Origin of the sequence: Streptomyces sp. NPDC086519 (assembly GCF_040686075.1) — a bacterium.
GTDB lineage: Bacteria > Actinomycetota > Actinomycetes > Streptomycetales > Streptomycetaceae > Streptomyces > Streptomyces shenzhenensis.
The window spans coordinates 154,715-181,574 of record NZ_JBFBJL010000017.1 but is presented as its reverse complement, the minus strand read 5'-3'; the positions used below and the strand labels follow the sequence as shown (position 1 = coordinate 181,574).

Annotated in this window: 25 protein-coding genes; 12 read left to right on the top strand and 13 right to left on the bottom strand. The window is 71.7% G+C overall.

Going from position 1 to position 26,860, the window contains the following annotated elements:
* Positions 1–68 precede the first annotated feature (68 nt).
* Positions 69–1,478, bottom strand: coding sequence for a type I glutamate--ammonia ligase (gene glnA, locus AB0P24_RS18610; RefSeq protein ID WP_181805236.1), 1,410 nt, complete (start codon positions 1,476–1,478; stop codon positions 69–71).
* A 211-nt stretch (positions 1,479–1,689) separates the two neighbouring features.
* Between glnA and AB0P24_RS18605 the strand changes: the two genes are divergently transcribed.
* Complete coding sequence (locus AB0P24_RS18605) at positions 1,690–2,160, top strand: RDD family protein (protein ID WP_365795202.1); 471 nt, start codon at positions 1,690–1,692, stop codon at positions 2,158–2,160.
* A 222-nt stretch (positions 2,161–2,382) separates the two neighbouring features.
* On the opposite strand, the gene AB0P24_RS18600 is transcribed toward AB0P24_RS18605, so the two are convergent.
* Positions 2,383–4,032, bottom strand: a complete 1,650-nt coding sequence (locus AB0P24_RS18600; protein ID WP_365795200.1) for an FAD-dependent monooxygenase — start codon at positions 4,030–4,032, stop codon at positions 2,383–2,385.
* A gap of 212 nt (positions 4,033–4,244) precedes the next feature.
* Here AB0P24_RS18600 and AB0P24_RS18595 point away from each other — a divergent pair, with 212 nt between their 5' ends.
* The 7 genes from AB0P24_RS18595 to AB0P24_RS18565 are packed head-to-tail and all read left to right on the top strand — an operon-like array spanning position 4,245 to position 9,442.
* The gene (locus tag AB0P24_RS18595; protein WP_365795198.1) at positions 4,245–5,315 is read left to right on the top strand and encodes a SchA/CurD-like domain-containing protein; all 1,071 of its coding nucleotides are present in this window, start codon (positions 4,245–4,247) and stop codon (positions 5,313–5,315) included.
* Between the two features lie 46 nt (positions 5,316–5,361).
* A complete protein-coding gene (locus AB0P24_RS18590; protein ID WP_365795196.1) occupies positions 5,362–5,775 on the top strand; it encodes a cupin domain-containing protein in 414 nt (137 codons plus the stop codon).
* Positions 5,772–7,040 (top strand): beta-ketoacyl-[acyl-carrier-protein] synthase family protein, encoded by a 1,269-nt coding sequence (locus tag AB0P24_RS18585; RefSeq protein WP_365795194.1) that lies wholly within the window; start codon positions 5,772–5,774, stop codon positions 7,038–7,040. The genes AB0P24_RS18590 and AB0P24_RS18585 overlap by 4 nt, the downstream gene beginning before the upstream one ends.
* On the top strand, positions 7,037–8,281 hold the full coding sequence (locus tag AB0P24_RS18580; protein WP_365795192.1) for a ketosynthase chain-length factor: 1,245 nt from the start codon (positions 7,037–7,039) through the stop codon (positions 8,279–8,281). The genes AB0P24_RS18585 and AB0P24_RS18580 overlap by 4 nt, the downstream gene beginning before the upstream one ends.
* 44 nt (positions 8,282–8,325) lie before the next feature.
* Positions 8,326–8,577 (top strand): acyl carrier protein, encoded by a 252-nt coding sequence (locus tag AB0P24_RS18575; protein WP_089101200.1) that lies wholly within the window; start codon positions 8,326–8,328, stop codon positions 8,575–8,577.
* A 1-nt stretch (position 8,578) separates the two neighbouring features.
* Entirely contained in the window at positions 8,579–9,058 is a 480-nt protein-coding gene (locus tag AB0P24_RS18570; RefSeq protein WP_365795190.1) for an SRPBCC family protein, read from the top strand.
* Positions 9,059–9,109: 51 nt separating this feature from the next.
* Entirely contained in the window at positions 9,110–9,442 is a 333-nt protein-coding gene (locus AB0P24_RS18565; RefSeq protein ID WP_234544763.1) for a TcmI family type II polyketide cyclase, read from the top strand.
* Positions 9,443–9,523: 81 nt separating this feature from the next.
* Here the strand turns inward: AB0P24_RS18565 and AB0P24_RS18560 are convergent, their stop codons facing one another.
* The 6 genes from AB0P24_RS18560 to lipB all read right to left on the bottom strand — a co-directional run bounded on the left by AB0P24_RS18560 (position 9,524) and on the right by lipB (position 15,075).
* Positions 9,524–10,519 (bottom strand): methyltransferase, encoded by a 996-nt coding sequence (locus AB0P24_RS18560; RefSeq protein ID WP_365795223.1) that lies wholly within the window; start codon positions 10,517–10,519, stop codon positions 9,524–9,526.
* A 111-nt stretch (positions 10,520–10,630) separates the two neighbouring features.
* Positions 10,631–11,710 (bottom strand): right-handed parallel beta-helix repeat-containing protein, encoded by a 1,080-nt coding sequence (locus AB0P24_RS18555; RefSeq protein ID WP_365795188.1) that lies wholly within the window; start codon positions 11,708–11,710, stop codon positions 10,631–10,633.
* Positions 11,711–11,894: 184 nt separating this feature from the next.
* The gene (locus tag AB0P24_RS18550; protein WP_365795186.1) at positions 11,895–12,596 is read right to left on the bottom strand and encodes a DUF4191 domain-containing protein; all 702 of its coding nucleotides are present in this window, start codon (positions 12,594–12,596) and stop codon (positions 11,895–11,897) included.
* A 69-nt stretch (positions 12,597–12,665) separates the two neighbouring features.
* Positions 12,666–12,863 carry a hypothetical protein gene (locus AB0P24_RS18545; RefSeq protein WP_181806529.1) on the bottom strand — a complete coding sequence of 66 codons (198 nt, stop codon included), beginning with the start codon at positions 12,861–12,863 and terminating at the stop codon, positions 12,666–12,668.
* Between the two features lie 248 nt (positions 12,864–13,111).
* Positions 13,112–14,101: a lipoyl synthase gene (gene lipA, locus AB0P24_RS18540; RefSeq protein ID WP_365795184.1), complete on the bottom strand. Its 990-nt coding sequence runs from the start codon at positions 14,099–14,101 to the stop codon at positions 13,112–13,114.
* 170 nt (positions 14,102–14,271) lie between these two features.
* Positions 14,272–15,075, bottom strand: coding sequence for a lipoyl(octanoyl) transferase LipB (gene lipB, locus AB0P24_RS18535; protein ID WP_365795182.1), 804 nt, complete (start codon positions 15,073–15,075; stop codon positions 14,272–14,274).
* A 247-nt stretch (positions 15,076–15,322) separates the two neighbouring features.
* Between lipB and AB0P24_RS18530 the strand changes: the two genes are divergently transcribed.
* The gene (locus AB0P24_RS18530) at positions 15,323–16,795 is read left to right on the top strand and encodes a regulator (protein WP_365795180.1); all 1,473 of its coding nucleotides are present in this window, start codon (positions 15,323–15,325) and stop codon (positions 16,793–16,795) included.
* Between the two features lie 611 nt (positions 16,796–17,406).
* Here the strand turns inward: AB0P24_RS18530 and AB0P24_RS18525 are convergent.
* Complete coding sequence (locus tag AB0P24_RS18525; protein ID WP_365795178.1) at positions 17,407–18,765, bottom strand: NAD(P)/FAD-dependent oxidoreductase; 1,359 nt, start codon at positions 18,763–18,765, stop codon at positions 17,407–17,409.
* A gap of 160 nt (positions 18,766–18,925) precedes the next feature.
* On the bottom strand, positions 18,926–19,819 hold the full coding sequence (locus tag AB0P24_RS18520; RefSeq protein WP_365795176.1) for a TIGR01777 family oxidoreductase: 894 nt from the start codon (positions 19,817–19,819) through the stop codon (positions 18,926–18,928).
* A gap of 73 nt (positions 19,820–19,892) precedes the next feature.
* Here AB0P24_RS18520 and AB0P24_RS18515 point away from each other — a divergent pair, with 73 nt between their 5' ends.
* Positions 19,893–20,381, top strand: coding sequence for a GNAT family N-acetyltransferase (locus AB0P24_RS18515; RefSeq protein WP_365795174.1), 489 nt, complete (start codon positions 19,893–19,895; stop codon positions 20,379–20,381).
* A 3-nt stretch (positions 20,382–20,384) separates the two neighbouring features.
* On the opposite strand, the gene AB0P24_RS18510 is transcribed toward AB0P24_RS18515, so the two are convergent.
* Entirely contained in the window at positions 20,385–21,569 is a 1,185-nt protein-coding gene (locus AB0P24_RS18510) for a MarP family serine protease (RefSeq protein WP_365795172.1), read from the bottom strand.
* Positions 21,570–21,758: 189 nt separating this feature from the next.
* Here AB0P24_RS18510 and AB0P24_RS18505 point away from each other — a divergent pair, with 189 nt between their 5' ends.
* On the top strand, positions 21,759–22,682 hold the full coding sequence (locus tag AB0P24_RS18505; RefSeq protein WP_365795170.1) for a peptidoglycan recognition protein: 924 nt from the start codon (positions 21,759–21,761) through the stop codon (positions 22,680–22,682).
* Between the two features lie 72 nt (positions 22,683–22,754).
* The gene (locus AB0P24_RS18500; protein WP_365795168.1) at positions 22,755–23,003 is read left to right on the top strand and encodes a hypothetical protein; all 249 of its coding nucleotides are present in this window, start codon (positions 22,755–22,757) and stop codon (positions 23,001–23,003) included.
* 22 nt (positions 23,004–23,025) lie between these two features.
* Here the strand turns inward: AB0P24_RS18500 and AB0P24_RS18495 are convergent, their stop codons facing one another.
* Positions 23,026–23,544, bottom strand: coding sequence for a DUF4240 domain-containing protein (locus AB0P24_RS18495; RefSeq protein WP_365795221.1), 519 nt, complete (start codon positions 23,542–23,544; stop codon positions 23,026–23,028).
* Between the two features lie 254 nt (positions 23,545–23,798).
* A complete protein-coding gene (gene aceE / locus AB0P24_RS18490; protein ID WP_365795166.1) occupies positions 23,799–26,510 on the bottom strand; it encodes a pyruvate dehydrogenase (acetyl-transferring), homodimeric type in 2,712 nt (903 codons plus the stop codon).
* Positions 26,511–26,860: the final 350 nt, after the last annotated feature.

Sequence of the window (26,860 nt, the reverse complement as noted above, 5' to 3'; positions counted from 1 at the left end):
CTGCGGACCCTGTGCGGACTGTCGATGAGTCCGCACAGGGTCCGTCCAGCGTAGAGCCCTGTTGATCTTTACACGTCGAAGTACAGCTCGAACTCGTGCGGGTGCGGACGCAGCTGCAGCGGGGCGATCTCGTTGGTGCGCTTGAAGTCGATCCACGTCTCGATCAGGTCGGGCGTGAAGACGTCACCGGCGAGCAGGAACTCGTGGTCGCGCTCCAGGGAGTCGAGGACGGCCGGGAGGGAGGTCGGGACCTGGGCGACGTTGGCGTGCTCCTCGGGAGCCAGCTCGTAGAGGTCCTTGTCGATCGGCTCGGCCGGCTCGATCTTGTTCTTGATGCCGTCCAGACCCGCGAGGAGCAGGGCCGAGAAGGCCAGGTACGGGTTGCCGGAGGAGTCGGGCGCGCGGAACTCGACGCGCTTGGCCTTCGGGTTCGAACCCGTGATCGGGATACGCATCGCGGCGGAGCGGTTGCGCTGCGAGTACACCAGGTTGATCGGCGCCTCGAAGCCCGGCACCAGGCGGTGGTACGAGTTCACCGTCGGGTTGGTGAAGGCCAGCAGCGACGGGGCGTGCTTCAGGATGCCGCCGATGTAGTAGCGGGCGGTGTCCGACAGGCCCGCGTAGCCGGCCTCGTCGTAGAACAGCGGGTCGCCGTTGGCCCACAGGGACTGGTGCACGTGCATGCCCGAGCCGTTGTCGCCGAAGATCGGCTTCGGCATGAAGGTCGCGGTCTTGCCGTTGCGCCAGGCCACGTTCTTCACGATGTACTTGAAGAGCTGGAGGTCGTCGGCGGCGGCGAGCAGCGTGTTGAACTTGTAGTTGATCTCCGCCTGGCCGGCGGTGCCCACCTCGTGGTGCTGGCGCTCGACCTTCAGGCCGTTCTTCTCCAGCTCCAGGGAGATCTCGGCGCGCAGGTCGGCGAAGTGGTCGACCGGCGGGACCGGGAAGTAGCCGCCCTTGTAGCGGACCTTGTAACCACGGTTGTCCTCCAGGGCGCCGGTGTTCCAGGCGCCGGCCTCGGAGTCGATGTGGTAGAAGGACTCGTTCGCCGAGGTGGCGAAGCGGACCGAGTCGAAGACGTAGAACTCGGCCTCGGGGCCGAAGTACGCGGTGTCGGCGATACCGGTCGACGCCAGGTACGCCTCCGCCTTCTTCGCCACGTTGCGCGGGTCACGGGAGTACTGCTCACCCGTGATCGGGTCGTGGATGAAGAAGTTGATGTTGAGCGTCTTGTCGCGGCGGAAGGGGTCCACCCGGGCCGTCGACAGGTCGGCGCGCAGCGCCATGTCGGACTCGTGGATCGCCTGGAAACCACGGATCGACGATCCGTCGAAGGCGAGCTCCTCGTCCGGGTCGAACGCCTCGACGGGCACCGTGAAGTGCTGCATGACGCCCGGCAGGTCGCAGAAACGGACGTCGACGAACTTGACGTCCTCGTCCGCGATGAACTTCTTGGCCTCGTCGGCGTTCTGGAACATCCAGCTCCTCCTACTCCCGGCCGTTCCCGTGCCGGGGTGGTAGTTCGTTCGTGCGGCCAGTGCGGTGGCACACGCTGCCCTCGACACTAGGGACGGGTGATTTCTCAGGCGTGACCCATTTGTTTCGCTGAAGTTAACCGACCTCGGTTCCAGGGTAGCCCGTGGCACCCCGCCGGACCGGGGGCCGGACGGGGCCCAGTACCGTGGACGGGTGGACAACAGGCAAGCAATCGGATCGTGGCTCTCCGGACCCCGCGCGGCCATGGAGGACGCGGGTGCCGAGCTCGGGTACCGGGGCGAGCGGCTCGGTCTGCCGGAGGACGGACCCGGCTCCATCGCCCGCCCCGGGCGGCGGCTCGGGGCGCTGGTCGTGGACTGGGCGCTGTGCGAGTTGATCGCATACGGCCTGATCACCAACGGCTACAACCCGGCGACGACGGGCAACTGGGCCCTCCTCGTCTTCTTCGTCCTCGGAGTCCTCACCGTGGGCACGATCGGCTTCACGCCGGGTAAGCGGTTGTTCCGGCTGCGGGTGGTCGGCGTGGACACGGGCCGGGTGCAGCCGCTGCGGGCGCTGGCCCGCACGGTGCTGCTGTGCCTCGCGATCCCGGCGCTGGTCTGGGACCGGGACGGCAGGGGGCTGCACGACCGCCTGGCGAAGACCGTAGAGGTACGGATGTAAGTGCCGGCCGGTGGGGGCTGGTCGCGCAGTTCCCCGCGCCCCTTTGGGGCGTGTCTCACATGACCGCGGGCAGTCGTGCCTCCCCCAGTGCCTTAAGGGCCTGGGAGGTGCCCCCAGGGCGGCACGGGTGGGCGCGGGCGGCACCCGGCAAGCGCCGGTGAGCGTCCCCACCCCCGCCCAGCCACAACCCCGTCACCTCCTCCCCCCGGCCCCCACCCCGGCTCACCTCTTCCGCAGCACCCGCCCCAGCACCGCCCGCAGCTCTCCCTCCGGATCGGGCACGGCCTCCTCCGACCGCCAGGCCACGTACCCGTCCGGCCGCACCAGCACCGCCCCGTCCGCCGTCGTACCGTGCGCCGCCGCCCAGTCGTCGCCCTCCGTGTCGTACACAAGATCGGCCCCGGTCCCCGCCGCCCCGATCCGGTACGTGTCCAGCCGTAGCCGCTCCGTGTCCGCGATCCGCCGGGCGGCGGTGTGCCATGCCGCGCCCCCGGCGGACTCCGCGCCGCTCAGCAGGACCAGTGACCGCTCGTACAGGTCGAGCGTGGAGAGCCGTTCGTCCGCGCGGCGCAGCCACAGGTGCGGGGACCGGCTGCCCGGCTGGCCGGTGAGGTTCATCCCATCGGGTACGAGCGGCTGGTCCGGGTCGGCGCCGAGGACCGCGCCCTTCGGGTAGCGGTAGCCGAGGACGATGTTGAGGATGCCGCCGCGCCGGTCCGCGCCGACGCCGGGGGCGGGCGCGAAGCCGGGGTGGCTGTGCTCGACGGAGCGGGCGGACGCGCGGGCGCTGGTGGCGAGGGCGACCGGGCGGCGCTCGGCGTCGTAGGAGTCGAGGAGCCCGGGGCCGGCCCAGCCGTCCAGGACCGCCGCCAGCTTCCAGGCCAGGTTGTGGGCGTCCTGGATGCCGGTGTTGGAGCCGAAGGCCCCGGTCGGGGACATCTCGTGCGCGGAGTCGCCGGCCAGGAAGACCCGCCGGTCGGCGTAGCGTTCCGCGACCCGTTCGGCCGCCCGCCAGGAGGCGCGGCCGGTGATCTCGACGTCGAGGTCGGGGACGCCGACGGCCCGCCGGATGTGCCGGGTGAGCCGTTCCTCCGTGAACTCGTCGAGGGTTTCGCCGCGTTCGGGGTGCCAGGGAGCGTGGAAGACCCAGTGTTCCTTGTTGTCGACGGGGAGGAGGGCGCCGTCGGCCTCGGGGTTGGTGAGGTAGCAGCAGATGAAGCGGCGGTCCCCGACCGTGTTCTGGAGCAGCTTGGAACGGAAGGTGATGCTGACGTTCGCGAAGAGGTCGCCGGGGCCCGTCTGGCCGATGCCGAGCCGGCCGCGGACCGGGGAGCGCGGGCCGTCGGCCGCGACCAGGTAGTCCGCGCGGACGGTGTACATCCGGTCGGAGCCACGGTCGCGGACGTACGCCGTCACTCCTTCGGGGTCCTGTTCGAAGGACTCCATCTCGTGGAAGTAACGCAGCTCGCCGGTGAGCGACTCGGCCGCCCGGCGGAGGACGGGTTCGAGATCGTTCTGGCTGCACAGGCACCACCCCGTAGGGCTGAACCTGGCGAGTCCGCCTCCCGGGTCGATCTCCCTGAACAGCCATTCGCCGGCGTCGCCGACCAGCGTCGGGGCCTGCAGGATGCCGTGGTTGCCGGCGAGGAGGGAGGCCGCCGACTTGATGTCCTGCTCGATCCCCGCCTTCCGGAACAGCTCCATCGTCCGCACGTTGTTGCCCCGGCCGCGTGGGTGGATCGAGGTACCGGAGTGTCTCTCGACGAGCATGTGGCGGACGCCCAGTCGGCCCAGGAAGAGGGACATGGACAGGCCCACGAGGGAGCCGCCCACCACGAGGACGGGGACCTGGTGATCGGTTCTCTGCTGCATCGGGCACTCCAGGGGCGGGTGTTGTGCGTCAGGTGCGTTGGAACCTCCATGCCCCGTCCGGGCCCCACCCGGGGGGGTTTCGCGTGCTCAATCACCCACCTGGTTCACGCGAGTCGCGCGCTTCGGAGGACCGGCACAGGATCAAGAAGCGCTGACGCCACGTCATCGGCGAAGGCGCAGGCCGCTGCCACCGCGAAGGAGATGTGCGAAGCATGACGACGATCTCGGAAAAGGTTTCCGACAAGCCGACCCGAACCACCCGCCCGGTCTCGACACGGGTCTCCCAGTCCGTCTTCGACGGCTCCCGGCTCCGGGTCGTCCTGCTGGTGGACGTCCACGACGGCGCGCAGCAGCAGTTCCTGGAGGCCTACGAGCAGCTGTGCAACCAGGTCGCCCAGGTGCCCGGCCACGTCAGCGACCAGCTCTGCCAGTCGATCGAGAACCCCTCGCAGTGGCTGATCACCAGCGAGTGGGAGAGCGCCCCGCCGTTCCTCGCCTGGGTGAACAGCGAGGAGCACGTGGAGATGGTCAAGCCGCTGCACAACTGCGTCCGCGACACCCGTTCGCTCCGTTTCCACGTCGTACGGGAGACCGGCGGCCCGTCGGCGGACGCGGTCCGCGTCCTGCAGGCCCACCCGCGGATGGGCGACGGTGTGATCCGCCACGCGCTCACCTTCACGGTCCGGCCGGGCAGCGAGGCCGAGGTGGCGAGGATCCTCGCGGACTACGCCTCGCCCCAGGCGAGGGTCGACGACTCCACCCGGCTCTGCCGTACCTCCCTGTTCATGCACGGCAACCGGGTCGTGCGGGCCATCGAGGTGCGCGGCGACCTGATGGCCGCCCTGCGCCACGTCGCCCGGCAGCCCGAGGTGCGGGCCGTCGAGGAGGCCATCAACCCCTACCTGGAGCAGGACCGCGACCTCAACGACCAGGAGTCCGCACGGGTGTTCTTCACCCGGGCGGCGCTGCCGGCCGTCCACCACGTCAGCGCCGCGGAGCCGGCCGAGGGCGAGCGGCACGCGCTCTGCTACCCCGCCCGCCCCGGCTGCGGGATGCGGCTCGCGGAGCTGCTCGCGCAGCAGGACGAGGCCGCGGCCGAGGACCCGGCGAGCCCGGTGCTGCACAGCACGGTCTTCCAGCGCGACGACGTCGTCGTCCGCCTGGTCGAGCAGCGGCCCGGCACGCCCGTGGACGTCACCCCGGCGCACGCGCTGACCGCCCTGCTGGACGGCGACGCGGTGCGGATGCAGCTCCTCACCGACCGCCGCTCGCCGGACGCCTGACGCCTGACCCCTCACCGTCGCATCACCCCCACGGAGGAACGCAGACATGCAGCCCATTCCGAAGATCGTGGACCTCAGCGAGGTCGAGCCCAACACCCGGCGCGGCGGCGATCTGCGCGCCATGCTCACCCCGGCCACGGTGGGTTCCACCAGCGGTTTCATGGGTGTGGCCATCGTGCAGCCGGGCGACCGCATCGCCGAGCACTACCACCCGTACTCCGAGGAGTTCGTGTACGTCGTCTGCGGCGACATGGAGGTCGACCTGGACGGCGACCCGCACCCGCTGCGGCCCGAACAGGGGTTGATGATCCCCATGAACATGAAGCACCGCTTCCGCAACGTGGGCAACGTCGAGGCCCGGATCGTCTTCCACCTCGGCCCGCTGGCCCCGCGCCCGAGCCTCGGCCACGTCGACACCGAGGAGACGGAAGCCGTCGCCGTGGGGCAGGTCCGGTCGTGACCCGGCGCGTGGCGGTTACGGGCATAGGCATCGTGGCTCCGGGGGGTGTGGGCGTACCGGCGTTCTGGGATCTGCTCGCCTCGGGCCGGACCGCGACGCGCGGCATCACCTTCTTCGACCCCTCGGGCCTCAGGTCGCAGATCGCCGCCGAGTGCGACTTCGACCCGGCGGCGCACGGCCTGGACGCCGAGGAGATCGAGCGGGCGGACCGTTACATACAGTTCGCCCTGGTCGCCGGTGACGAGGCGGTCCGGGACTCCGGGCTCGACCTCGGCCGGGAGGACCCCTGGCGGATCGGGGTCTCCCTGGGTACGGCGGTCGGTGGCACCACCCGCCTGGAGCACGACTACGTCCTGGTGAGCGAAGCGGGCCGGCGCTGGGACGTGGACCACCGGCAGGCGCAGCCCCAGCTGCACCGGGCGTTCTCCCCGAGCACCCTCGCCTCCGCGGTGGCGGAACGATTCGGCGCCCACGGTCCGGTACAGACCGTCTCCACCGGCTGCACCTCGGGCCTGGACGCCGTCGGCTACGCCTTCCACACCGTCCAGGAGGGCCGCGCCGACATCTGCATCGCCGGCGCCTCGGACTCCCCGATCTCACCCATCACCATGGCCTGCTTCGACGCGATCAAGGCCACCTCCCCGAACAACGACGACCCCGAGCACGCCTCCCGCCCCTTCGACAACCGCCGGGACGGGTTCGTCATGGGCGAGGGCGGCGCGGTGCTCGTCCTGGAGGAGGAGGAACACGCCAAGGCCCGCGGCGCGCACATCTACTGCCGGCTCGACGGCTACGCCACCTTCGGCAACGCCTACCACATGACCGGTCTCACCAGCGAGGGCCTGGAGATGGCCCGCGCCATCGAGACCGCCCTGAACCACGCCCGCCTCGACCCCACCGCCATCGACTACGTCAACGCGCACGGCTCCGGCACCCGGCAGAACGACCGCCACGAGACCGCCGCCGTGAAGAAGGCGCTCGGACAGCACGCGTACAGCACGCCCATGAGCTCCATCAAGTCCATGGTGGGCCACTCGCTCGGCGCCATCGGCGCGATCGAGGTCGTCGCCTGTGTGCTCGCCCTGGCCCACCAGGTCGTCCCGCCCACCGCGAACTACGAGACCCCCGACCCCGAGTGCGACCTCGACTACGTGCCGCGCGTCGCCCGTGAACGCAGCCTCGGCGGCGTCCTGTCCGTGGGCAGCGGGTTCGGCGGCTTCCAGTCCGCGGTGATCCTGACCCGGCAGAGAGGACGGACACGATGAGCGAACCCCGTTCTCGGCGGGCGGCCGTCACCGGCATCGGTGTCGTCGCGCCCAACGGAACCAGCACCGAGACCTTCTGGAAATCCGTCCAGGAGGGACGCAACGTCCTCGGCAAGGTGACCCGCGACGGCTGCGAGCACCTGCCCATGAAGGTGGCCGGAGAAGTCCGCGACTTCGACCCGGCGGCCGCCGTCGAGGAACGCCTCATCGTCCAGACCGACCGCTTCACGCACTTCGCGATGGCCGCGGCCGACCTGGCACTCGAAGACGCCCGGCTCGGCCGCGCCGACACCGACGGCTCGCCGTTCGACGTCGGTGTGGTCACCGCGGCCGGCTCCGGCGGCGGCGAGTTCGGCCAGCGCGAGCTCCAGCAACTGTGGGGCAAGGGCAGCCGGTTCGTCGGTCCCTACCAGTCCATCGCCTGGTTCTACGCGGCCAGCACCGGCCAGATCTCCATCCGGCGCGGCTTCAAGGGCCCCTGCTCGGTGGTCGCCGCCGACGAGGCCGGCGGCCTGGACGCCCTCGCCCACGCCGCCCGCGCGGTCCGCCGCGGTACGGACGTCATCGTGGCCGGCTCCACCGAGGCGCCGATAGCTCCGTACTCGGTGGTCTGCCAGCTCGGCTACGAGGAACTCAGCCGGGAGCCCGACCCGGCCCGCGCCTACCGCCCCTTCACCGAGCAGGCCTGCGGGTTCGTGCCGGCCGAGGGCGGCGCCATGCTCGTCGTGGAGGACACCGGCTCGGCCCGCAGACGCGGACTGCCGGTACGGGCCACCCTCGACGGCCACGCGTCCACCTTCACCGGGGCGTCCCGCTGGGGCGAGTCCCGGGCCGGGCTCGCCCAGGCGATCCGCGGGGCGCTGGCCGAGGCCGGCTGCGCACCCGAGGAGATCGACGTGGTCTTCGCCGACGCCCTCGGCGTGCCGGAAGCCGACCGGGCGGAGGCGCTGGCCATCACCGACGCGCTCGGCGCGCACGGCAGGCGGGTGCCGGTCACCGCGCCCAAGGCCGGGATCGGCCGGGGCTACTGCGCGGCCCCCGTCCTGGACACCGCCGCCGCGGTGCTGGCGATGGAACACGGGCTGATCCCGCCGACCCCGGGCGTCTTCGACATCTGCCACGACCTCGACCTCGTGACCGGCCGCGCCCGTGCCGCGCAGCCGCGCACGGCACTGGTGCTCAGCCGGGGCCTCATGGGGTCGAACTCGGCGCTCGTGCTGCGCCACGGCGCGGCCGGGTGAGTCGAACACACCAGCTGCCCAGCAGCGAAGCAGAAGGAGTTGCTATGAGCATCACCGTGGACGAACTGTCCGAACTCATGAAGAAGGCCGCCGGCGTCACCGTCTCCCCGGCCGACCTGCAGGACCGGGCCGACAGCGGCTTCGACGTCCTCGGCGTCGACTCGCTCGGCCTGCTCGGCATCGTCGGCGAACTGGAGAACCGGCACGGCGTGCCCATGCCGGTGGACGCCGAGCGGTGCAAGACGCCTCGCCAGTTCCTCGACCTCGTCAACAGCGCCATGCCCGCGGGAGCCTGACATGACCGGACACACCCAGAACGAGATCACCATCGCCGCGCCCGTCGACCTGGTCTGGGACATGACCAACGACGTGGCCAACTGGCCCCAGCTGTTCAGCGAGTACGCCAGCGCCGAGATCCTCGAGGAGGAGGGGAACAAGGTCACCTTCCGGCTGACCATGCACCCCGACGAGAACGGCAAGGTGTGGAGCTGGGTCTCCGAGCGCGAGGCGGACCGCCGCAACCTCCGCGTCAAGGCCCGCCGGGTCGAGACCGGCCCGTTCGCGCACATGGACATCCTCTGGCAGTACGAGGAGGTGCCCGCCGGCACCCGGATGGTCTGGACCCAGGACTTCGCGATGAAGCCGGAGGCCCCCGTCGACGACGACTGGATGACCGACAACATCAACAAGAACTCCAAGGTCCAGATGGCCCTGATCCGCGACAAGATCGAGAAGGCCGCCACCGGTCGGCGCCCCGACCCGGCCCTGGCCGACTGAACCGCACTGAACCGCACTGAACCGCACGAGTCGTACGACAGGAGAGACACCGTGCACCAGGCCCTGATCGTCGCCCGCATGGCACCGGGCTCCGCCCCCGACATCGCGAAGGTGTTCGCGGAGTCCGACCGGGGAGAGCTGCCGCACCTCGTCGGGGTGGTCCGGCGCAGCCTCTTCCAGTTCGGTGATGTGTACATGCACCTCATCGAGTCCGAGCGCGAGCCGGGACCGGCCATCGCCAAGATCACCTCGCACCCCGAGTTCAGGGACGTCAGCGACCGTCTCACGGCGTACGTCAGCGCGTACGACCCGGAGACCTGGCGCTCCCCGAAGGACGCGATGGCCCAGCGCTTCTACCTCTGGGAGCGCGACGGCGGCGGGTGACCCCGCGCGCCGCCGTACGCCAACGGTGCCGGACCCGCACACGACGCGGGCCCGGCACCGGCGCGTGCCGGGGGTGTCGCCTCAGGCCGGCACCGTGCAGTCGAAGGCGTGCAGATACGGGTTGACCGGCCGGATGTCGTTGACACTCAGGCCCGCCTCGGTCAGCCGGCGCACCATGGAGTCGGTGGTGTGCTTGGCCCCGCCGACGTTCAGGAGCAGCAGCAGGTCCATCGCGGTGCTGAACCGCATCGAGGGGGTGTCGTCGACCAGGTTCTCGATCACCACGACCCGGGCCCCGGGACCGCCCGCCGCGACCACGTTGGCGAGCAGCCGCGCGGTGGACTCGTCGTCCCACTCCAGGATGTTCTTGATGATGTAGACGTCCGCGTCGACCGGCACGGCCTCCCGGATGTCACCGGGCACCACCCGCGCCCGGTCCGCGAGGTCGCCGCCCTCGCGCAGCCGGGGCAGCGCGTTCTCCACCACCTTGGGCAGATCCAGCAGATAGCCCTTCATCGCCGGGTACTTGTCCAGCAGGCAGGCCACCACATGTCCCTGGCCGCCGCCGAGGTCCGCGACCGACCGGCTGCCGGACAGGTCGAGCAGCGCGGCGACCTCCCGGGCCGACTGCTCGCTGGAGGTGGTCATCGCCCGGTTGAAGACGTCCGCCGATTCCGGCGCGTCCTCGTTCAGATAGACGAAGAACTCCTTGCCGTACAGGTCCTCGACGACGTTGCGGCCGCTGCGCACGGCCTCGTCGAGCTTCGGCCAGGCGTCCCAGGTCCACGGCTCGGTGCACCACAGGGCGATGTAGCGCAGGCTGTGCGGGTCGTCCTCGCGCAGCAGCCGGGAGGTCTCGGTGTGGGCGAACGTCCCGTCCGGCCGCTCGGCGAAGACGCCGTAGCAGGACAGGGCGCGCAGCAGCCGCCGAAGCGGCTTGGGGTCGGTCCTCACCGCCGACGCCAGGGACTCCACGGTCATCGGAGCGTCCCCGAGCGCGTCGGCCACGCGCAGCCGGGCGGCCGCGCGGACGGCGGCGGCACAGGCCGCCCCGAACACGAGCTCGCGCAGCCGCATCGACGGCGGCGGAGCGTCCTCGGCCGGTGCCTTGGCCGGCGTCGAGAGGTCGCGTGCTGGTGCGGTCATGTGCCGCCTTCCTTCCGTGTGGGGTGTCGTACGGCCGTCAGGTCAGCACAGACCCGCGGGCCTGGACTTCTTGCAGGTGTTCTGCCTGAAGGCGTTGCCGTGCTTGGTGGCTTCCTGGTTGACCAGGTCGGCGGGGGCGTTGCCCGACAGCCTGTTGCGGGTGACCTGGTTCTTGTCGCTGCTGACACCCACGAAGCTCTTGAAGACCACGACACCGCCCGACAGCGGTGACCTGCCGGAGTTCCCGGTGACCGTGTTCCCGGTGACCAGGGTGTTCTCGGTGCCGGTCAGGACGATGCCGGAGCCCTGCAGGAAGGCCAGCCGCGCCGTCTTCTTGCAGTACTTGTTGTTCTTCACGACCTGGTTGTCGGCGACGGTCAGGTGACCGGCCTTCGGCTTGTTCTCGTCGCCGACGACGAAGACGCCCGCGCAGTTGCCGGTCACCGAGTTGTCCGAGACGGTGAGGTCGCGCAGCCGGCGGACGGTGACGCCGATCCGGTTGCCCTCCAGGAGGTTGTGCTCGACGACCGTGCCGTCGGTGTCGACGGCGCCCTTCTCCGCGGTGACGGAGTTGGCGAGGAAGATGCCCGCGTCGCCGTTGTCGCGGGCGACGTTGTTCCGGTACGTGCTGTGGACCGAGCGCTCCTCGGCGAGGCCCCACTGTCCGTTCTTCACGGCGGCCACGCCGTGCACGTGCAGGTTGGCCGCGCCGACGGCCATGACGCCGGTCCGGGAGAACCCGGTGACGGTCAGGTGAGCGATGGTCACGTCCTCGACGGGCTGCTTCTTGGCGCCGACCACGCAGATGCCGTTGCCCATCTCGGCACAGGACTTCACGGCCTTCTTCGCGGTGCTCCTGACCTTCTTGGCCGGCTTGAGCACGGTGTCCGCGCCCACGCCGCGCAGGGTGAGGCCGGGCGTGGTCACCTTGACGCTCTGGTGGTAGGTGCCGGCCAGCACCATCACCGTGTCGCCGGGCTCGGCGGCGTCGACCGCCCGCTGGATGGACTCACCCGGGTGCACGGTCAGCACACGGTGCGTCGCGGCCGCCGGAGCGGCACCGAGAAGGGAGCCGCACAGGGCGGCGCTGCACGCGAGGTATGTGATATGGCGTTTTGTCACGTAGGGAAGATTAGGAGCAGATGACCCGATAAACGGTTGTATGCTCCGTTCGGCGGCGTGTCATGAGCGCCCCAGCAGGGGCGCGAGGCTGTGCCGAGATGCGGCTCCGCCGCGGGGGCGCGGGAAAACACAAAGGCGCGGCAGTCGCAACGCGACCACCGCGCCCCCAGTGCGCAGGCGAGGCTTACCGCCCCCGAGGTCCGCCCTTGGGCATCCGCATACCCCTCGGCATCGGCCCCTTGGGCAACGGCATGTTGGACATCAGGTCCCCCATCGCCCGCAGCCGGTCGTTGGTGGTCGTCACCTGGGGCCCGGTCAGCACGCGGGGGAACTTCAGCATCGTGGTCCGCAGCTTCTTCAGCTCGACCTGGCCCTCGCCCGTGCCCACGATCACGTCGTGCACCGGCACGTCGGCCACGATCCGGGCCATCTTCTTCTTCTCGGCGGCCAGCAGGGTCTTCACCCGGTTCGGGTTGCCCTCGGCGACCAGGACGATGCCGGCCTTGCCGACCGCCCGGTGCACCACGTCCTGGCTGCGGTTCATCGCCACCGCCGGCGTCGTCGTCCAGCCCCGCCCGATGTTGTCCAGGACGGCGGCCGCGGCGCCCGGCTGGCCCTCCATCTGGCCGAAGGCCGCCCGCTCGGCCCGCCGGCCGAAGACGATCGCCGTCGCGAGGAAGGCGAGCAGCAGGCCCAGGATGCCCAGATAGACCGGATGACCGATCAAAAAGCCGATCACGAGGAAGACCGCAAGGGTGCCGAGACCGACACCGGCCAGCACCAGGCCGATCGTCTTGTCGGCCTTGCGGGTCATCTTGTACGTCAGGACGATCTGCTTCAGTCGTCCGGCATTCGCAGCGTCCGCTGCGGGTTCCTTCCTCGCCATGCCCCGAAGTCTACGTGGCCCCGGGAGTGCCGACGACGGCAGAGTCCCGACAAGGCCGCGGAAGGGGCGTCAGGAGCGGCCGGCGGCCTGCTCCAGGAAGCGCTGGGCCTCGACCCGGTCCTTGGCGCGACGGCGGTCCTCCAGCACGGAGGTCCAGGCGTTCTGGCGGGCGGTGCGCTGGCCGCCGCTCATGAGGAGCGACTCGACGGCGCGCAGCGCGTCGGTGAAAGACGGGATCGCGGTGGCGCGAACGGGCGCGGCCTGCATGGTGGAGGTCCCCCTCGAAGTGGATGGATGTGCTGTGATACCAGGGTCTTTGTTCGGTGTTACCAGGGCGTGACCGACCGGTCAAACGCCCATGAAACCTTGATTCGGGGCTCGTGAACGCCGACGCGGTCCTGACGTACGCCCTCATCAGCGAGGACGGTCAGGACCGCGTCCATTCGGTCATTACTGGCCGGTAATAGTTTGTGCGTGAATTCACACGCTCGGCGGCGGAGCCGGGGACGGACCCGTCAGACCGCCTGCGCGGCGACGAATGCGTCACCCCGCTGCGGAGCGGCCGAATGCCGCTGTTCGACGGCCATCCGGTACAGGCGGCCGGCGCGGTACGAGGACCGGACGAGCGGGCCCGACATGACACCGGAGAAGCCGATCTGCTCGGCCTCCTCCTTCAGCTCCACGAATTCCTGCGGCTTCACCCAGCGCTCCACGGGGTGGTGCCGCAGGCTCGGACGCAGGTACTGCGTGATGGTGACCAGTTCGCAGCCGGCCTCGTGTAGCTGGCGCAGCGCGTCGCTGACCTCCTCGCGGGTCTCGCCCATGCCGAGGATGAGGTTGGACTTGGTGACCAGGCCGAAGTCGCGGGCGGCCGTGATGACCCTGAGCGAACGGTCGTAGCGGAAGCCGGGGCGGATGCGCTTGAAGATCCGGGGCACGGTCTCGACGTTGTGCGCGAACACCTCGGGGCGGGCCGAGAAGACCTCCGCGAGCTGCTCGGGGACCGCGTTGAAGTCGGGGGCGAGGAGCTCGACCTTGGTGCGGCCGGCCTCGCGCTGCGCCGTCTGCTGGTGGATCTGCCGGACCGTCTCCGCGTACAGCCAGGCGCCGCCGTCCTCCAGGTCGTCGCGGGCGACACCGGTGATGGTCGCGTAGTTCAGGTCCATGGTGACCACGGACTCGCCGACGCGGCGCGGCTCGTCGCGGTCCAGCGCCTCGGGCCTGCCGGTGTCGATCTGGCAGAAGTCGCAGCGCCGGGTGCACTGGTCGCCGCCGATGAGGAAGGTCGCCTCGCGGTCCTCCCAGCACTCGTAGATGTTCGGGCAGCCGGCTTCCTGGCAGACCGTGTGCAGGCCCTCGCTCTTCACGAGGTTCTGCATCTTCGTGTACTCGGGGCCCATTTTCGCCCGGGTCTTGATCCACTCGGGCTTGCGCTCGATGGGGGTCTGGCTGTTGCGGACCTCCAGGCGCAGCATCTTGCGTCCGTCGGGTGAGACTGCGGACACGACCGGCTCCCTAGCGATTGATTCTTCGGCGTTCTTCAGGGTACGCCCGTTGATTTGACGGACCGGCGTCGGTGCTGGCCCCTGGTGGCTGCCGCTCCCGACCCCCGCTGCCGGCCTTCGGCCTGGTCCTCGGACTTCTCCGGAGGGGGTGCTCCCGGACGGGCCGATGGTCATGCCGCCGGTGTTCTCTCGATCACCCTCGGCTTGAGTTCCGCGTTCTCCAGGACGTCCTTCAGGTGCCGCTCCGCCACCGGCAGCACCTCCTCGATCGTCACCTCCCGGCCCAGCTCGGCCGCGAGGGAGGCGACCCCCGCGTCCCGGATGCCGCACGGGATGATCCGGTCGAACCACTTCATGTCCGGGTTCACGTTGAACGAGAAGCCGTGCATGGTGACGCCCTTGGCGACGCGGATCCCGATCTGGGCGATCTTGCGGTCCTCGCGGCGCTGGCCGGCGTTGGAGGGGGCGTACTCCGGGCCGTTGAGGCGGGGGTCGAACTCCTCGTCCGTCAGGCGGGGGTCGAAGTCCAGGGCGAGCCCGCCGAGGGCGTGCGGACGCTGCTCGACCGGGTCGCCGAGCACCCACACGCCACTGCGCCCCTCGACCCGGGTGGTCTCCAGGCCGAACTCGGCGCAGACGCGGATCAGCGCCTCTTCCAGGCGCCGTACGTGCGCGACCACGTCCACCGGGCGCGGGAGCTTCTGGATCGGGTAGCCCACCAGCTGGCCGGGGCCGTGCCAGGTGATCTTGCCCCCGCGGTCCACGTCGATGACCGGGGTGCCGTCGAGCGGTCGCTCGTTGTCCGCGGTGCGGCGGCCCGCCGTGTACACCGGGGGGTGTTCGAGCAGCAGGACCGTGTCGGGCACCTCGTCGGCGAACCGCGCCGCGTGCACCCGGCGCTGCTCGTCCCATGCCTCCTGGTACTCGACGGCATCCGCGCCGAACCCCATGCGGACGAACCGCAACTCACTCACGGCAAGCGCCTCCCTCGGGCGATGGGTGTGTCAGGCACATAACGCGCCCAAGCAACTGTACGTCCGTCCGTCACGCGTCAGCCCGGGGGTTAATTCTCACACGATCGGATGAATGAACGTCGAGATGTGCGATGGGCTGCTCACTCTCCGCTACATTCGCGCCGTCCGTGAGCGTCAAAAGGGCTGCTCACCGGCAATCCGGGACAAGCCGCCGAGCTGACCCAGAAGGCAGGAGACCGCACCCCAGATGACGGATCGACCCGCGCAGCGCACCCCCAACCGCCAGCTCGCCGCGCTCATCGCAGAAGCGGGGTTCTCCAACGCGGGTCTGGCCCGTCGCGTCGACCAACTCGGACTCGAACACGGGCTGGATCTCAGATACGACAAGACCTCGGTCACCCGGTGGCTGCGCGGCCAGCAGCCCAGGGGCACCACCCCCGCCCTGATCGCCGAGGTCTTCACCCGGCGCCTGGGCCGCCGGCTCACCGCCCAGGACCTGGGCCTCGACGCGTGTGCCCCGGTGTACGCCGGGCTGGAGTTCGCGGCCACCCCCGAGGAGGCCGTCGACATCGTCAGCGGGCTGTGGCGCAAGGACTCCGGCAGCCACGCCGAGCTCCGCAGGATCGCGTTCACCCCGGCCGGGCTCGTGGTGCCCAGCCGGGACTGGCTGATCGGCCGCGCCGACGACAAGGTGGCCCGCGGCGAACCGGCGGCGCCGGCGGTCGTCCGGGTGCCGGCGCAGACCCGGCCCGCCGCGCCCAGGCAGGCGCCGCTCGCACCGGTGCGGCCGCGCGGGCAGGCCGAGCGCGGGCCCGGTCAGCGGGTGACCGGCGGCGACATCGCCGCGCTCCGCTCGGTCGGCGAACTGTTCCGCTCCCTCGACGACCAGTACGGCGGCGGCCACGCCCGGCAGGCCCTGGTCCGCTACCTGGAGCACGAGTGCGAACCGATGCTGCGCGGCACGTACGGCGAGCAGACCGGCCGCAAGCTGTTCGGCGCGGCGGCCGACCTGACCCGGCTGGCGGGCTGGACGTCGTACGACATCGCCGCGCACGGCCTCGCCCAGCGCTACTTCGTCCAGTCGCTGCGCCTCGCCCAGGCGGCGGGGGACCGGTCCTACGGCTCCTACGTCCTCGTCACCATGAGCCGGCAGGCGGTCTACCTGGGGCACGGCCGGGAGGCGGTGCAACTGGCCCGGGTGGCCCAGCAGGGGGTCGGCACGAGCGCCCCACCGGTCGTCCAGGCCCTGCTCCACGCGGCCGAGGCCCGCGCGCACGGCGTGCTCGGCGAGGTGCGCGCCTGCACGGGGGCGCTCGTCCGGGCCGAACGCGCCCTGGAGGCGGCGCGCCCCGGCGACGAGGTCCCGCACTGGGCACGCTTCTTCGACGAGGCGCAACTGGCCGACGAGTTCGGCCACTGCCACCGCGACCTCCAGCAGTTCCGGGCCTCCGCCCAGCACGCGGAACGCTCCCTCCAGCTCCGGGCGCCCTGCTACGCCCGCAGCCGCCTCTTCTGCCGCGTCGTCCTCGCCACGGCCCGGCTGGGCCTCGGCGAGCTCGACCAGGCGTGCGCGCTCGGCGTGGAGGCGGCGGGGGCGGCGGCCGAGATGCGCTCGGTCCGCGCGATCGAATACGTCAAGGACTTCGAACGCCGCCTGGAGCCGTACAAGGACGCGGCGCCGGTGAAGGGCTACCGGGAGAGGGTGGCCGCGCTGGGCTGACGGTCCGCTGCGCGGGGCTGCGGCCGAGGAGGTGCTGCCCTTCCCCTCCGCCGCAACGGCGGGCAGCCACGACGGCGTTGTGCGGCGGTGCCGGACTGGCCGTTGCCACTCGCCGTTGCCGGTTCCGGCCGTTCGCGTGGTGCGGCGCCGTGGTGGCTGCTCGCGCAGTTCCCCGCGCCCCTGTGGGGCGCTGTGCGGTTCATCTTCCTTTTCCGCCGCAGCGGTGATCAGCCACGACGGCGTGGGCCGGCGGTGCTGGTCGCCGTTGCGGGGTTCGGTTGTTGGTGTGGTGCGGCGCCGTGGTGGCTGGTCGCGCAGTTCCCCGCGCCCCTGTGGGGCGCGGTGCGGCTCACCTTCCTCTTCCGCCGCAACGGCGGGCAGCCACGACGGCGTTGTGCGGCGGTGCCGGACTGGCCATTGCCACTCGCCGTTGCCGGTTCCGGCCGTTCGCGTGGTGCGGCGCCGTGGTGGCTGGTCGCGCAGTTCCCCGCGCCCCTGTGGGGCGTTGTGCGGTTCATCTTCCTTTTCCGCCGCAGCGGTGATCAGCCACGACGGCGTGGGCCGGCGGTGCCGGACCGCGGTTCATCTTCCTTTTCCGCCGTACGGGGTGCTTACGCGGCGCGGCGTTGTGGGGTCTCCGCGCTGTGCAGGGAGCCTGATGCGCCGATGTCCGCCAGGATCGCCGCCGTGGCGCGGTGGGCCGAGTGCAGGGCTCCCTGGACTGTGCTGGTGTCGCGGTGGTCGCCGCAGACGTAGAGGCCGGCGAGGAGGCGGACGGGGCGGCGGAGGTCGTGCGGGGGGCGCATGGCGGGGATGGCCTCGGGGGTGTGGTGGACCGCGAGGGTCTCCCAGCGGCGCGTCGACGTGCCGTAGAGGCGGGCCAGGTGCATGCGGACCGCGGTGTCGATGTCCGAGGGGGGCTTGCCGAGAAGCGTCGAGGAGATCAGGGCGCGGCCCTGCGGGGCCCGGCTCGGATCGATGTTGCTGACGACGGAGGTGTGGGAGACGGGGCCGCCCCGGTCGGCGTCCAGGAGGAGGGACGTCCCGGTGGTGAGCGTCGCCGGCTCGTCCGTGGTGTGGTGGACCACCGTGACCCGGTGGAAGTCCGGGACGCGCAGGCCCGGCAGGAGCTCGGCGGCGGCCCTCGCGTCCGTCGCCAGCAGTACCGCCCGGCAGCGGATCTCGCCGTGTTCGGCCGTCGTCACCGAGGTGGTGGAGACCGACGTGACCCGGACCCCGGTGTGCACCGTGCCGGGCGGCAGGGCGCGGGCGAGGAGGTCCGGGAGGACCTCGGCGCCCCCCTCCGGCACGCACAGCCGCCCGCTCGCGAAGGAGCGCAGGGCGAGGTCCGCGCAGCGGCTGGACGTCGTCAGGTCCGGGTCGCAGAGGAGGGCCGCGAGCAGCGGGCGCAGGAAGCCGTCGACCGTGCGGGCGGGCACCCCGCGCTCCGCGAGGGCGCGGGCGGCGGGCAGCTCCGGACGGGCCAGGATCCGCTCGACGGGAGTCACGGCGAGGCGGCCCAGCGCGGCGCCCAGCCGGGCCTGGTCGACCGCGCCGCCCATCGGCGTGGTCGCCCGCGCCGGGGCCACCGCCGAGCCGCCCCTGGGGGCGCTTGCCAGGGCGCGCACGGCATACAGTGCGCCCCTCGCGCTTCCGCCGCCCGCCGGAGCGCCGGCCCGGTGCCTGCGCCCGTCGCGATGGAGCAGCACGCCAGGCGCGTACCGGCGCAGAACCAGGGCGTCCAGTCCCGGGGCGAGGCGTAGCTCCGGATAGGACGTGGACAGGAACTGTCCGATCCGGTCGAGCCGGAAGCCGTCGACCTTCTCGGTCGACATACGGCCGCCGACGTAAGGGGCGGCCTCCAGGACCGCGGTCGTTACTCCTGCGCTGTTCAGCCGATGAGCCGCGGAGAGGCCGGCGATGCCGGCTCCCACGATGACGACGTCCGCCTGGTACGCGGGCTCATGCACGAGGCCCCTCCTCGATTGCGCGTCCGGTGGAGACGTGATGCCCCCAACCCGCTGCGGGGATACCCGAGTTCGGGTCGAGGTTAGGGCGGTGACCGGTCGGGGACAGTCGCGCATGAACAGGGCACGGTCGCACGCCGGTCGCATACGGTCACAGGGGTCGTCAGGCCGCGCGGATCGCGTCCTCGATGCCCGGGAACGCGAACGTGAACCCTGATTCCAGCAGCCGCTTCGGCACCACGCGCTGGCTGCCGAGCACGTCCCCGGCCATCTCGCCGAGCGCCGCCCGCAGCACCGGGGAGGGCACCGGGAAGAGAGCCGGACGGTGCAGCACCCGGGCCATCGCCGTGGTGATCTCGGCGTTGGTCAGCGGCTCGGGCGCGGTGAGGTTGAACGGACCCGACAGACCCTCAGTGTCCATCAGGAACCGGATCGCGGCCACCTCGTCGTGCAGCGCGATGAACGACCAGTACTGGCGGCCGTCGCCCAGCCGGCCGCCGAGCCCGGCCTTGAAGAGCGGGAACAGCCGGCCCCAGGCCCCGCCGCCCCGGGCCACCACCAGGCCGGTGCGCGTGAACACCGTCCGCACGCCGGCCTCCCGCGCCGGGGCCGCCGCCGCCTCCCACTCCACGCACAGCGACGGGAGGAAGCCGTCGCCGGGCGGGGCGTCCTCGTCCACGACCCGGTCGCCGGTGTCGCCGTAGATGCCCATCGCGCTGCCGCTCACGAACACCCGCGGCGGGTCCGGCAGGGCCGCCACGGCCTCGGCGAGCGCGGCCGTGCCGAGCACCCGGCTGTCCCGGATCCGGCGCTTGTAGGCGGGCGTCCAGCGCTGGTCGCCGATCCCGGCCCCGGCCAGGTTCACCACCGCGGCACAGCCGGCCAGCCCTGCGGTGTCGACGTACTGCCCCTCCGGGTCCCAGCAGACCTCCGCGGTGCCGTGGGCCGCGCGCCGCACCAGGCGCACCACCTCGTGTCCGTCCGCCTGGAGGGACCGCACCAGGGCGCTGCCGATGAGGCCGGACGCGCCGGCCACCGCGATACGAGAACGTTCCATGTGTCCCAGCATGCCGGTAAGGGCCGCGGAAAACCCGATGGGCCCCGGCAAGCGGCCGTCCTAGGGTGAGCGCATGCCAGTGCCGTACATACGCACCGCCCTGCCCGACGACGACGACGAGCTCTCCGCCCTCGACCGCGCCACCTGGTCACCCGTGCACGCGGTCCTGCCGCGCCCGCAGCCGCCGTACGACCCCTTCTTCAGCGAGCGCCACGCCCCCGAGGACACCCTGGTCGCCGAGCTCGACCGGCGCATCGTCGGCTATGTCCGGCTCGGCCTCGCCTACAAGATCGCCTCCAACGCGCACGTCCGGCAGATCCAGGGCCTCGCGGTCGCCGAGGAGGCCCGCGGCCGGGGCGTGGCCCGGGCACTGCTGCGGGCGGCGATGGAGGAGGCCAGCCGCCGTGGCGCCCGCCGGATCCGGCTCGGCGTGCTCGGACACAACACCGCGGCGCGCCGGCTCTACGAGTCGGAGGGCTTCGCCGTCGAGGGCGTGCTGCCGGGGGAGTTCTTCCTGGACGGCGAGTACGTCGACGACGTGGTCATGGGCCGGCCGCTGTGACGGTCAGGACGTGATCAGTTCGCCCGTGTCCACCGGCGAGGTGGCGTGCGCCGCGCGCGCCGCGTCCTTGGCCACCTCGCCGGCGGTCAGCACGTACCCCGTCTCGTTGTCCGACGTGGAGCGGGCGAACACCACGCCGTACACCTTGCCGCCGGTGGTCAGCAGCGGGCCGCCGGAGTTGCCGGGGCGGACCGTGGAGCGGATCGAGTAGATCTCCCGGGTCACGGTGGCGTCGTTGTAGATGTTCTGGCCGGTGGCCTGCACCTTGTTCGCCACCGTGGCCGCCTGGAGGTTCAGGTTGCCGTCCTGCGGATAGCCGGCCACCACCGCGGAGTTTCCGCGCGCCGCCGTCGTGTCGAACCGCAGCACGGGCGCCCGCAGCCGCGGCACGTACAGCACCGCCACGTCCCGGTCCGGGTCGAAGAGGACGACCTCCGCGTCGTACGACGGCCCGACCCCGCCGATCCGCACGCTCGGGTTGTCGATGCCGGCCACCACGTGGGCGTTGGTCATCACATGCTCCGGCGCGAACATGAACCCGCTGCCCTCGCGGCCCTGGTTGCCGGAGGCACCCTCGATCTTGACCGTGCTGCGCCTGGCCGCGTTCGTGGCGGCCGCGGTGACGTTGTCGCCGGACGGCTTGGCCACCCGGGCCGTCGACTCGTTCTCGAACGGGTTGAAGACCTGCGGGAAACCCGCCTCGGTCAGCGCCGAGGTGGCCCGCGAGAACCAGGCCGGCGTGGTGTCCGGCATGGTGTTCTGCACGGCGCCGAGCAGCTTCGAGTCCCGGATCGCCGTCGTCACCGCGGGCGACGAGGACGCGCCCAGCACGCTCGCCGCCACCCAGGCCACGATCAGCACCGCCACCGAGTTGGCGGCCGCCCCGCCCATCCCGTCGGCCACCCGGAGCGGACCCCTGTCCAGCTCACGGCGCAGCCGCAGCGCCAGCCGCCCCGCCAGCTCGTGCCCCACCACCGCCGGCACCAGCACCGTCAGCACCGCGACCACCGTCGCCGTCGCCGTCCCGCGGGTGACCAGCTCCATCACCCACGGCAGCACCCACACGCCGATCACCGCGCCGCCCACGAACCCGGCCAGCGAGACACAGCCGGCCACCAGCCCGCGCCGGTAACCGGACGCCGCGTAGACGAGGACCACCAGTACGAGCACCAGGTCGAGCAGGTCCACGGAGCCGCCTTTCTCTCGGTGCCCTTAATACGGTCGGGACAGGTCCAGTGATCAGTTCACGCGCGCGGGGGCCCGGGAACCGGCCACGCACGCGTGTACCCCCTGAAACGTCCCGGACCAGGACGATGGTTCCACCAGGTGGCACAGCACACATCGCGGGCACGGTCGATCAACCCGAGAGTGAGTGCCATGCGTGTCTTCCCAAGAGCGGGGCGGCGCACCGTGATCACCGCCCTGACGCTGCTCGGCTGCCTGCCGGGCCTCGCCGCCGTGCTCGTGCTGCTGCAGAGCGCCCAGGGCGTCGACCGCCCCGCCGTCATCCACCTTGCCGCGCCCGCGCCCGCCAGCCCCGCCGCCCGCCACCGGGCACCCCGGCCGCGCATCGTGCCGCGCTCGGCCTGGCTGAACGACACCGTCCGCCGCACCCAGCCGCCGCCGCGCTACGACGACAAGGTCGTCGCCGTCTTCGTGCACCACACCGACTCGCCCAACGGCTACTCCTGCGCCCAGACGCCCGAGATCATCCGCCGCCTGTACGCCGGCCAGACCGGCGACCGCGCCTGGGACGACATCGGCTACAACTTCCTGGTCGACCGGTGCGGCACCGTCTACGAGGGCCGCGCGGGCGGCGCCGACCGGGCCGTCACCGGCGCCCACACCCAGGGCTTCAACCACCGCACCGCCGGCATCGCCGCCCTCGGCACCTTCACCGCCGGGGTGCCCGTGCCGCGCGCCATGGCCGACTCGATCGCCGCCGTCGCCGCCTGGAAACTCGGCCTGGCCGACATCGACCCGCGCGGCAGCGCCCGGCTGGTCTCCAGCAACGGCCGCAGCCGCTACCGGGCGGGCGCGGTCGTCGCCCTCCCGGCCGTGGCCGGCCACAAGGACGGCTACATGACCAACTGCCCCGGCGCCGCCCTCATCGAGCGCCTCCCGGAGATCAGGGAGACGGCGGCCCGGCTGCAGGGCAGGGCGCGGGCGGCGGCACCGTCGCCTTCGAGGACCCCCGGACGGTCGGCGCCCCCGGCCGGAACCCCGCTGCGCACCTTCCGGGAAACACCCCTGAGGATCTCCCTCGGACCACCCGCGAAGGCGTCCACAGGAACGCCATAGGCGGCACGCAGGCCGTTCAGATCCCCGCGCCCTACGGTCAGGGACATCAGCAGCCGACCGGAGGCGGGGATCATGAACAGCAGTCGTACCGAAGGCCGTACCGAAGCCCGTGCCGAGGCCACCGAGAAGGCCGGGCGGGTCAGGTCGTCCCGGGGGCCCTGGGCCGTGCTCTGCGCGGTCGCGACGGTCGTGCTCGGCCCGGCCGCGGTCACCGCGTCCGCCCTCGACCAGGCCAACGCGGCGCCGATGCACCACGCGGTCAAGGCCGAGCAGACGCAGGCGTACATCCCGTCCGACCTGACCCGGCGCCGCGCCGCCTGACCCCTCCGTGACCGCTGCTTCTCTACTCCTTGAAGCGGTCCCACAGCTGGGGAAACCGCTCGGCGAGCACCCGCGTGTCCTCGAAGTCGATCGGGGTGCCCTCCGGTTCGGAGGGCGCGGGGGCGATCCCCAGGTCCGGCGCCACGGTCCCGGTGAGCTGCTCGTACGCCTCGTCCGCCGCGTACCCCAGTTCCTCGCCGTCGCCGTCGACCTCCTCGTCGAAGTCGTCCAGCAACTCCGCCAGCGCGTCCGGGTCGTGCAGGGCGCCCTCGAAGACCTCCCGGCCCTGGCCGATGAGCCAGCACCGGAAGAAGTCGAACGCGTCGTCGCTGGCCCCGTCCAGCAGCACCCAGGCGGCGCCCCACAGGTCCCAGCGGTAGGCGCGGTTGTAGCGGGCCTCGAAGTGACGGGCGAAGTCCAGGACCAGGTCCGGCTCCAGCTGGAGCAGCCGCTCCACCAGCAGGTCGGCCTGCTCCTCCGGGTCGCCCTCGGCGGCCTCGCGGGTGGCGTCGACCAGCTCCCAGAACTCCGTCTCGTCCATCACGGGTCCAGCATCGTGCCTGGGCGACGGGGGCGCACGCGGAGTGGTGCGGATTGTTATCCGGCGTCCTTCGACCCCTCACCCCCTCGCCTCGCGTGCTGTGCCACCGCGGCCGTTCGCGGAGCTCGGCCCGCGCGCGGCGGGCGTGGCCGCGCGGCGGGCTCACGGCACCGGCGGGGCGGTCCGCACAGCCCGGACGGCCCCGGCGGAGGGATCCGCCGGGGCCGTCCGGGCGCGCTCAGGGGCGCGCGGGCTCACAGCCCGTACTTCTCCCGCGCTTCCTTCACCGCGGTCGCCTTGACCTCGCTCCGCCCGGCCAGCTGGGCCAGGGCCGCCACGACGATCGACTCCGCGTCGACGCCGAAGTGACGGCGGGCCGCGTCACGGGTGTCGGAGAGCCCGAAGCCGTCGGCGCCGAGGGAGGACCAGTCCTGCTCGACCCACTGCGCGATCTGGTCGGGGACCTGGCGCATGTAGTCGGAGACCGCGAGAACCGGGCCCTGCGCGCCGTGCAGCGCCTGGCGGACGTACGGCACCCGCTCCTCGCCGCGCAGCAGGGCCGCGTCCGCCTCCATGGCGTCCCGGCGCAGCTCGGACCAGGAGGTCGCGGACCAGACGTCGGCGGCCACGCCCCACTCCTCGGCGAGCAGCCGCTGCGCCTTGAGCGCCCAGTGGATCGCGGTGCCGGAGCCGAGCAGCTGGATGCGCGGGGCGTTCGCCACCGTGGACAGCCCGGCCGACTCCGCCGTGTTGAAGCGGTACAGGCCCTTGACGATGCCCTCGTCGACGCCGGGCCCGGCCGGCTTGGCGGGCTGCGGGAGCGGCTCGTTGTAGACGGTCAGGTAGTAGAAGACGTTCGGGTCCTCGCCCGGCGCCGACTCGCCGTACATCCGGCGCAGACCGTCCTTGACGATCGTCGCGATCTCGTAGGCGAAGGCCGGGTCGTACGTCAGCGCGGCCGGGTTGGTCGCGGCGATCACCGGGGAGTGCCCGTCGGCGTGCTGGAGGCCCTCACCGGTCAGGGTGGTACGGCCGGCGGTCGCGCCGACCAGGAAGCCGCGGCCGAGCTGGTCGCCGAGCTGCCACATCTGGTCGGCCGTGCGCTGCCAGCCGAACATCGAGTAGAAGATGTAGAACGGGATCATCGCCTCGCCGTGCGTCGCGTACGCGGTGGACGCGGCGATGAAGTCGGCCATCGAACCGGCCTCGGTGATCCCCTCGTTGAGGATCTGGCCGTTCTCGGCCTCCTTGTAGTACATCAGCTGGTCACGGTCGACCGGCTCGTACGTCTGGCCCTTGGGGGAGTAGATCCCGAGCGACGGGAACAGCGACTCCATACCGAAGGTGCGCGCCTCGTCGGGGACGATCGGCACCCAGCGCCTGCCGGTCTCCTTGTCGCGGACCAGGTCCTTGACGAGGCGGACGAAGGCCATGGTGGTGGCCACGTTCTGCGAGCCCGAGCCCTTGTCGAAGGAGGCGAAGGCCTTGTCGGCGGGGGCGGGCAGCGGGGCCAGGGCGTGCGTACGGCGGGCCGGGGCCGGGCCGCCGAGGGCGGCGCGGCGCTCCTGGAGGTAGCGGACCTCGGGGGAGTCGGCGCCGGGGTGGCCGTAGGGCACGACACCGTCGGTGAAGGCGCTGTCCGCGATCGGCAGGTCCAGCAGGTCGCGCATCGTCCTGAACTCGTCCACCGTCAGCTTCTTCATCTGGTGGTTGGCGTTCTTCGACGCGAAGCCGTCACCGAGGGTGTGGCCCTTGACGGTCTGGGCGAGGATGACGGTCGGCGCGCCCTTGTGCTCGACGGCGGCCTTGTACGCGGCGTACACCTTGCGCGCCTCGTGACCGCCGCGCGAGAGGTGGAAGCACTCCAGGATCCTGTCGTCGCTCAGCAGCTTCGCCATCTCGACGAGCGCGGGGTCCGCACCGAAGAAGTCCTGGCGGATGTAGGCCGCGTCCCGGGTCTGGTACGTCTGGATCTGCGCGTCCGGTACCTGGCGCAGCCGGCGTACCAGCGCCCCGGTGCTGTCCAGCGCGAACAGCTCGTCCCACGCCGTGCCCCACAGCGTCTTGATCACGTTCCAGCCGGCGCCGCGGAACTGGGCCTCCAGCTCCTGCACGATCTTGAAGTTGGCGCGCACCGGGCCGTCGAGACGCTGCAGGTTGCAGTTGATGACGAAGGTGAGGTTGTCCAGCTCCTCACGGGCGGCGAGCGCGAGGGCCGCGGTCGACTCCGGCTCGTCCATCTCGCCGTCGCCGAGGAAGGCCCAGACGTGGGACGCGGAGACGTCCTTGATGGCGCGGTTGGTGAGGTACCGGTTGAAGCGGGCCTGGTAGATGGCCGAGAGCGGGCCGAGGCCCATGCTCACGGTCGGGAACTCCCACAGCCAGGGCAGGCGGCGGGGGTGCGGGTACGACGGGAGGCCGTTGCCGCCGGCCTCCTGGCGGAAGTTGTCGAGGTGCGCCTCGGTCAGGCGGCCGTCGAGGAAGGCGCGGGCGTAGATGCCGGGGGAGGCGTGGCCCTGGATGTAGAGCTGGTCACCGCTGCCGGGCGAGTCCTGGGAGTCCTTGCCCTTGAAGAAGTGGTTGAAGCCGGTCTCGTAGAGCCAGGCGGCCGACGCGAAGGTGGCGATGTGGCCGCCGACGCCGTGTTTGCTGCCCCGGGTGACCATCGCGGCCGCGTTCCAGCGGTTCCACGCGGTGATCTTCCGCTCCATCTCCTCGTCGCCGGGGACGGCCGGCTCGGCGGCGGTGGGGATGGTGTTGAGGTAGTCGGTCTCCAGCAGTTTCGGCAGCGCGATGCCGCCCGCCTCGGCGCGCTCCAGCGTGCGCCGCATCAGGTACGCGGCACGGTGCGGCCCGGCCTCCCTGGCCACCGCGTCCAGGGAGGCCTGCCATTCGGCGGTCTCCTCCGGATCCCGGTCCGGGAGCTGGTCGAGCGCGCTCGGCTGGATGGCGTTGGGGTCGGTCATGTCGCCGCCTTCCTCAGTCGAAGGGGGTTCCCTCATCGGTAAGGGTTCGGGGGTGCCCTTTGTCTTTGGCAGGACAGGGCAGAGGGCTCGGGTGCGAGCCCGTCGGCGACTCTAACTCCCTGATCGATGATCGATCAAAGGGTTGCGGGGCAAAACCTCTCGATTCCGAGAAAGTCGGCACGGGGTGCCTTCGGCAGTGGCACCGGGTGACGTGATCCGGGCGGTGTTTACGCAGGTGAGGCGGTGTTTGAGCGGGCCTCCGCTCGTGTGCGGGGGCGCCGTCGGGGGCGAGGGGCGGTCGGTCGGGTGCCGCGTCGTCGTGGCCGGCCGCGCAGTTCCCCGCGCCCCTT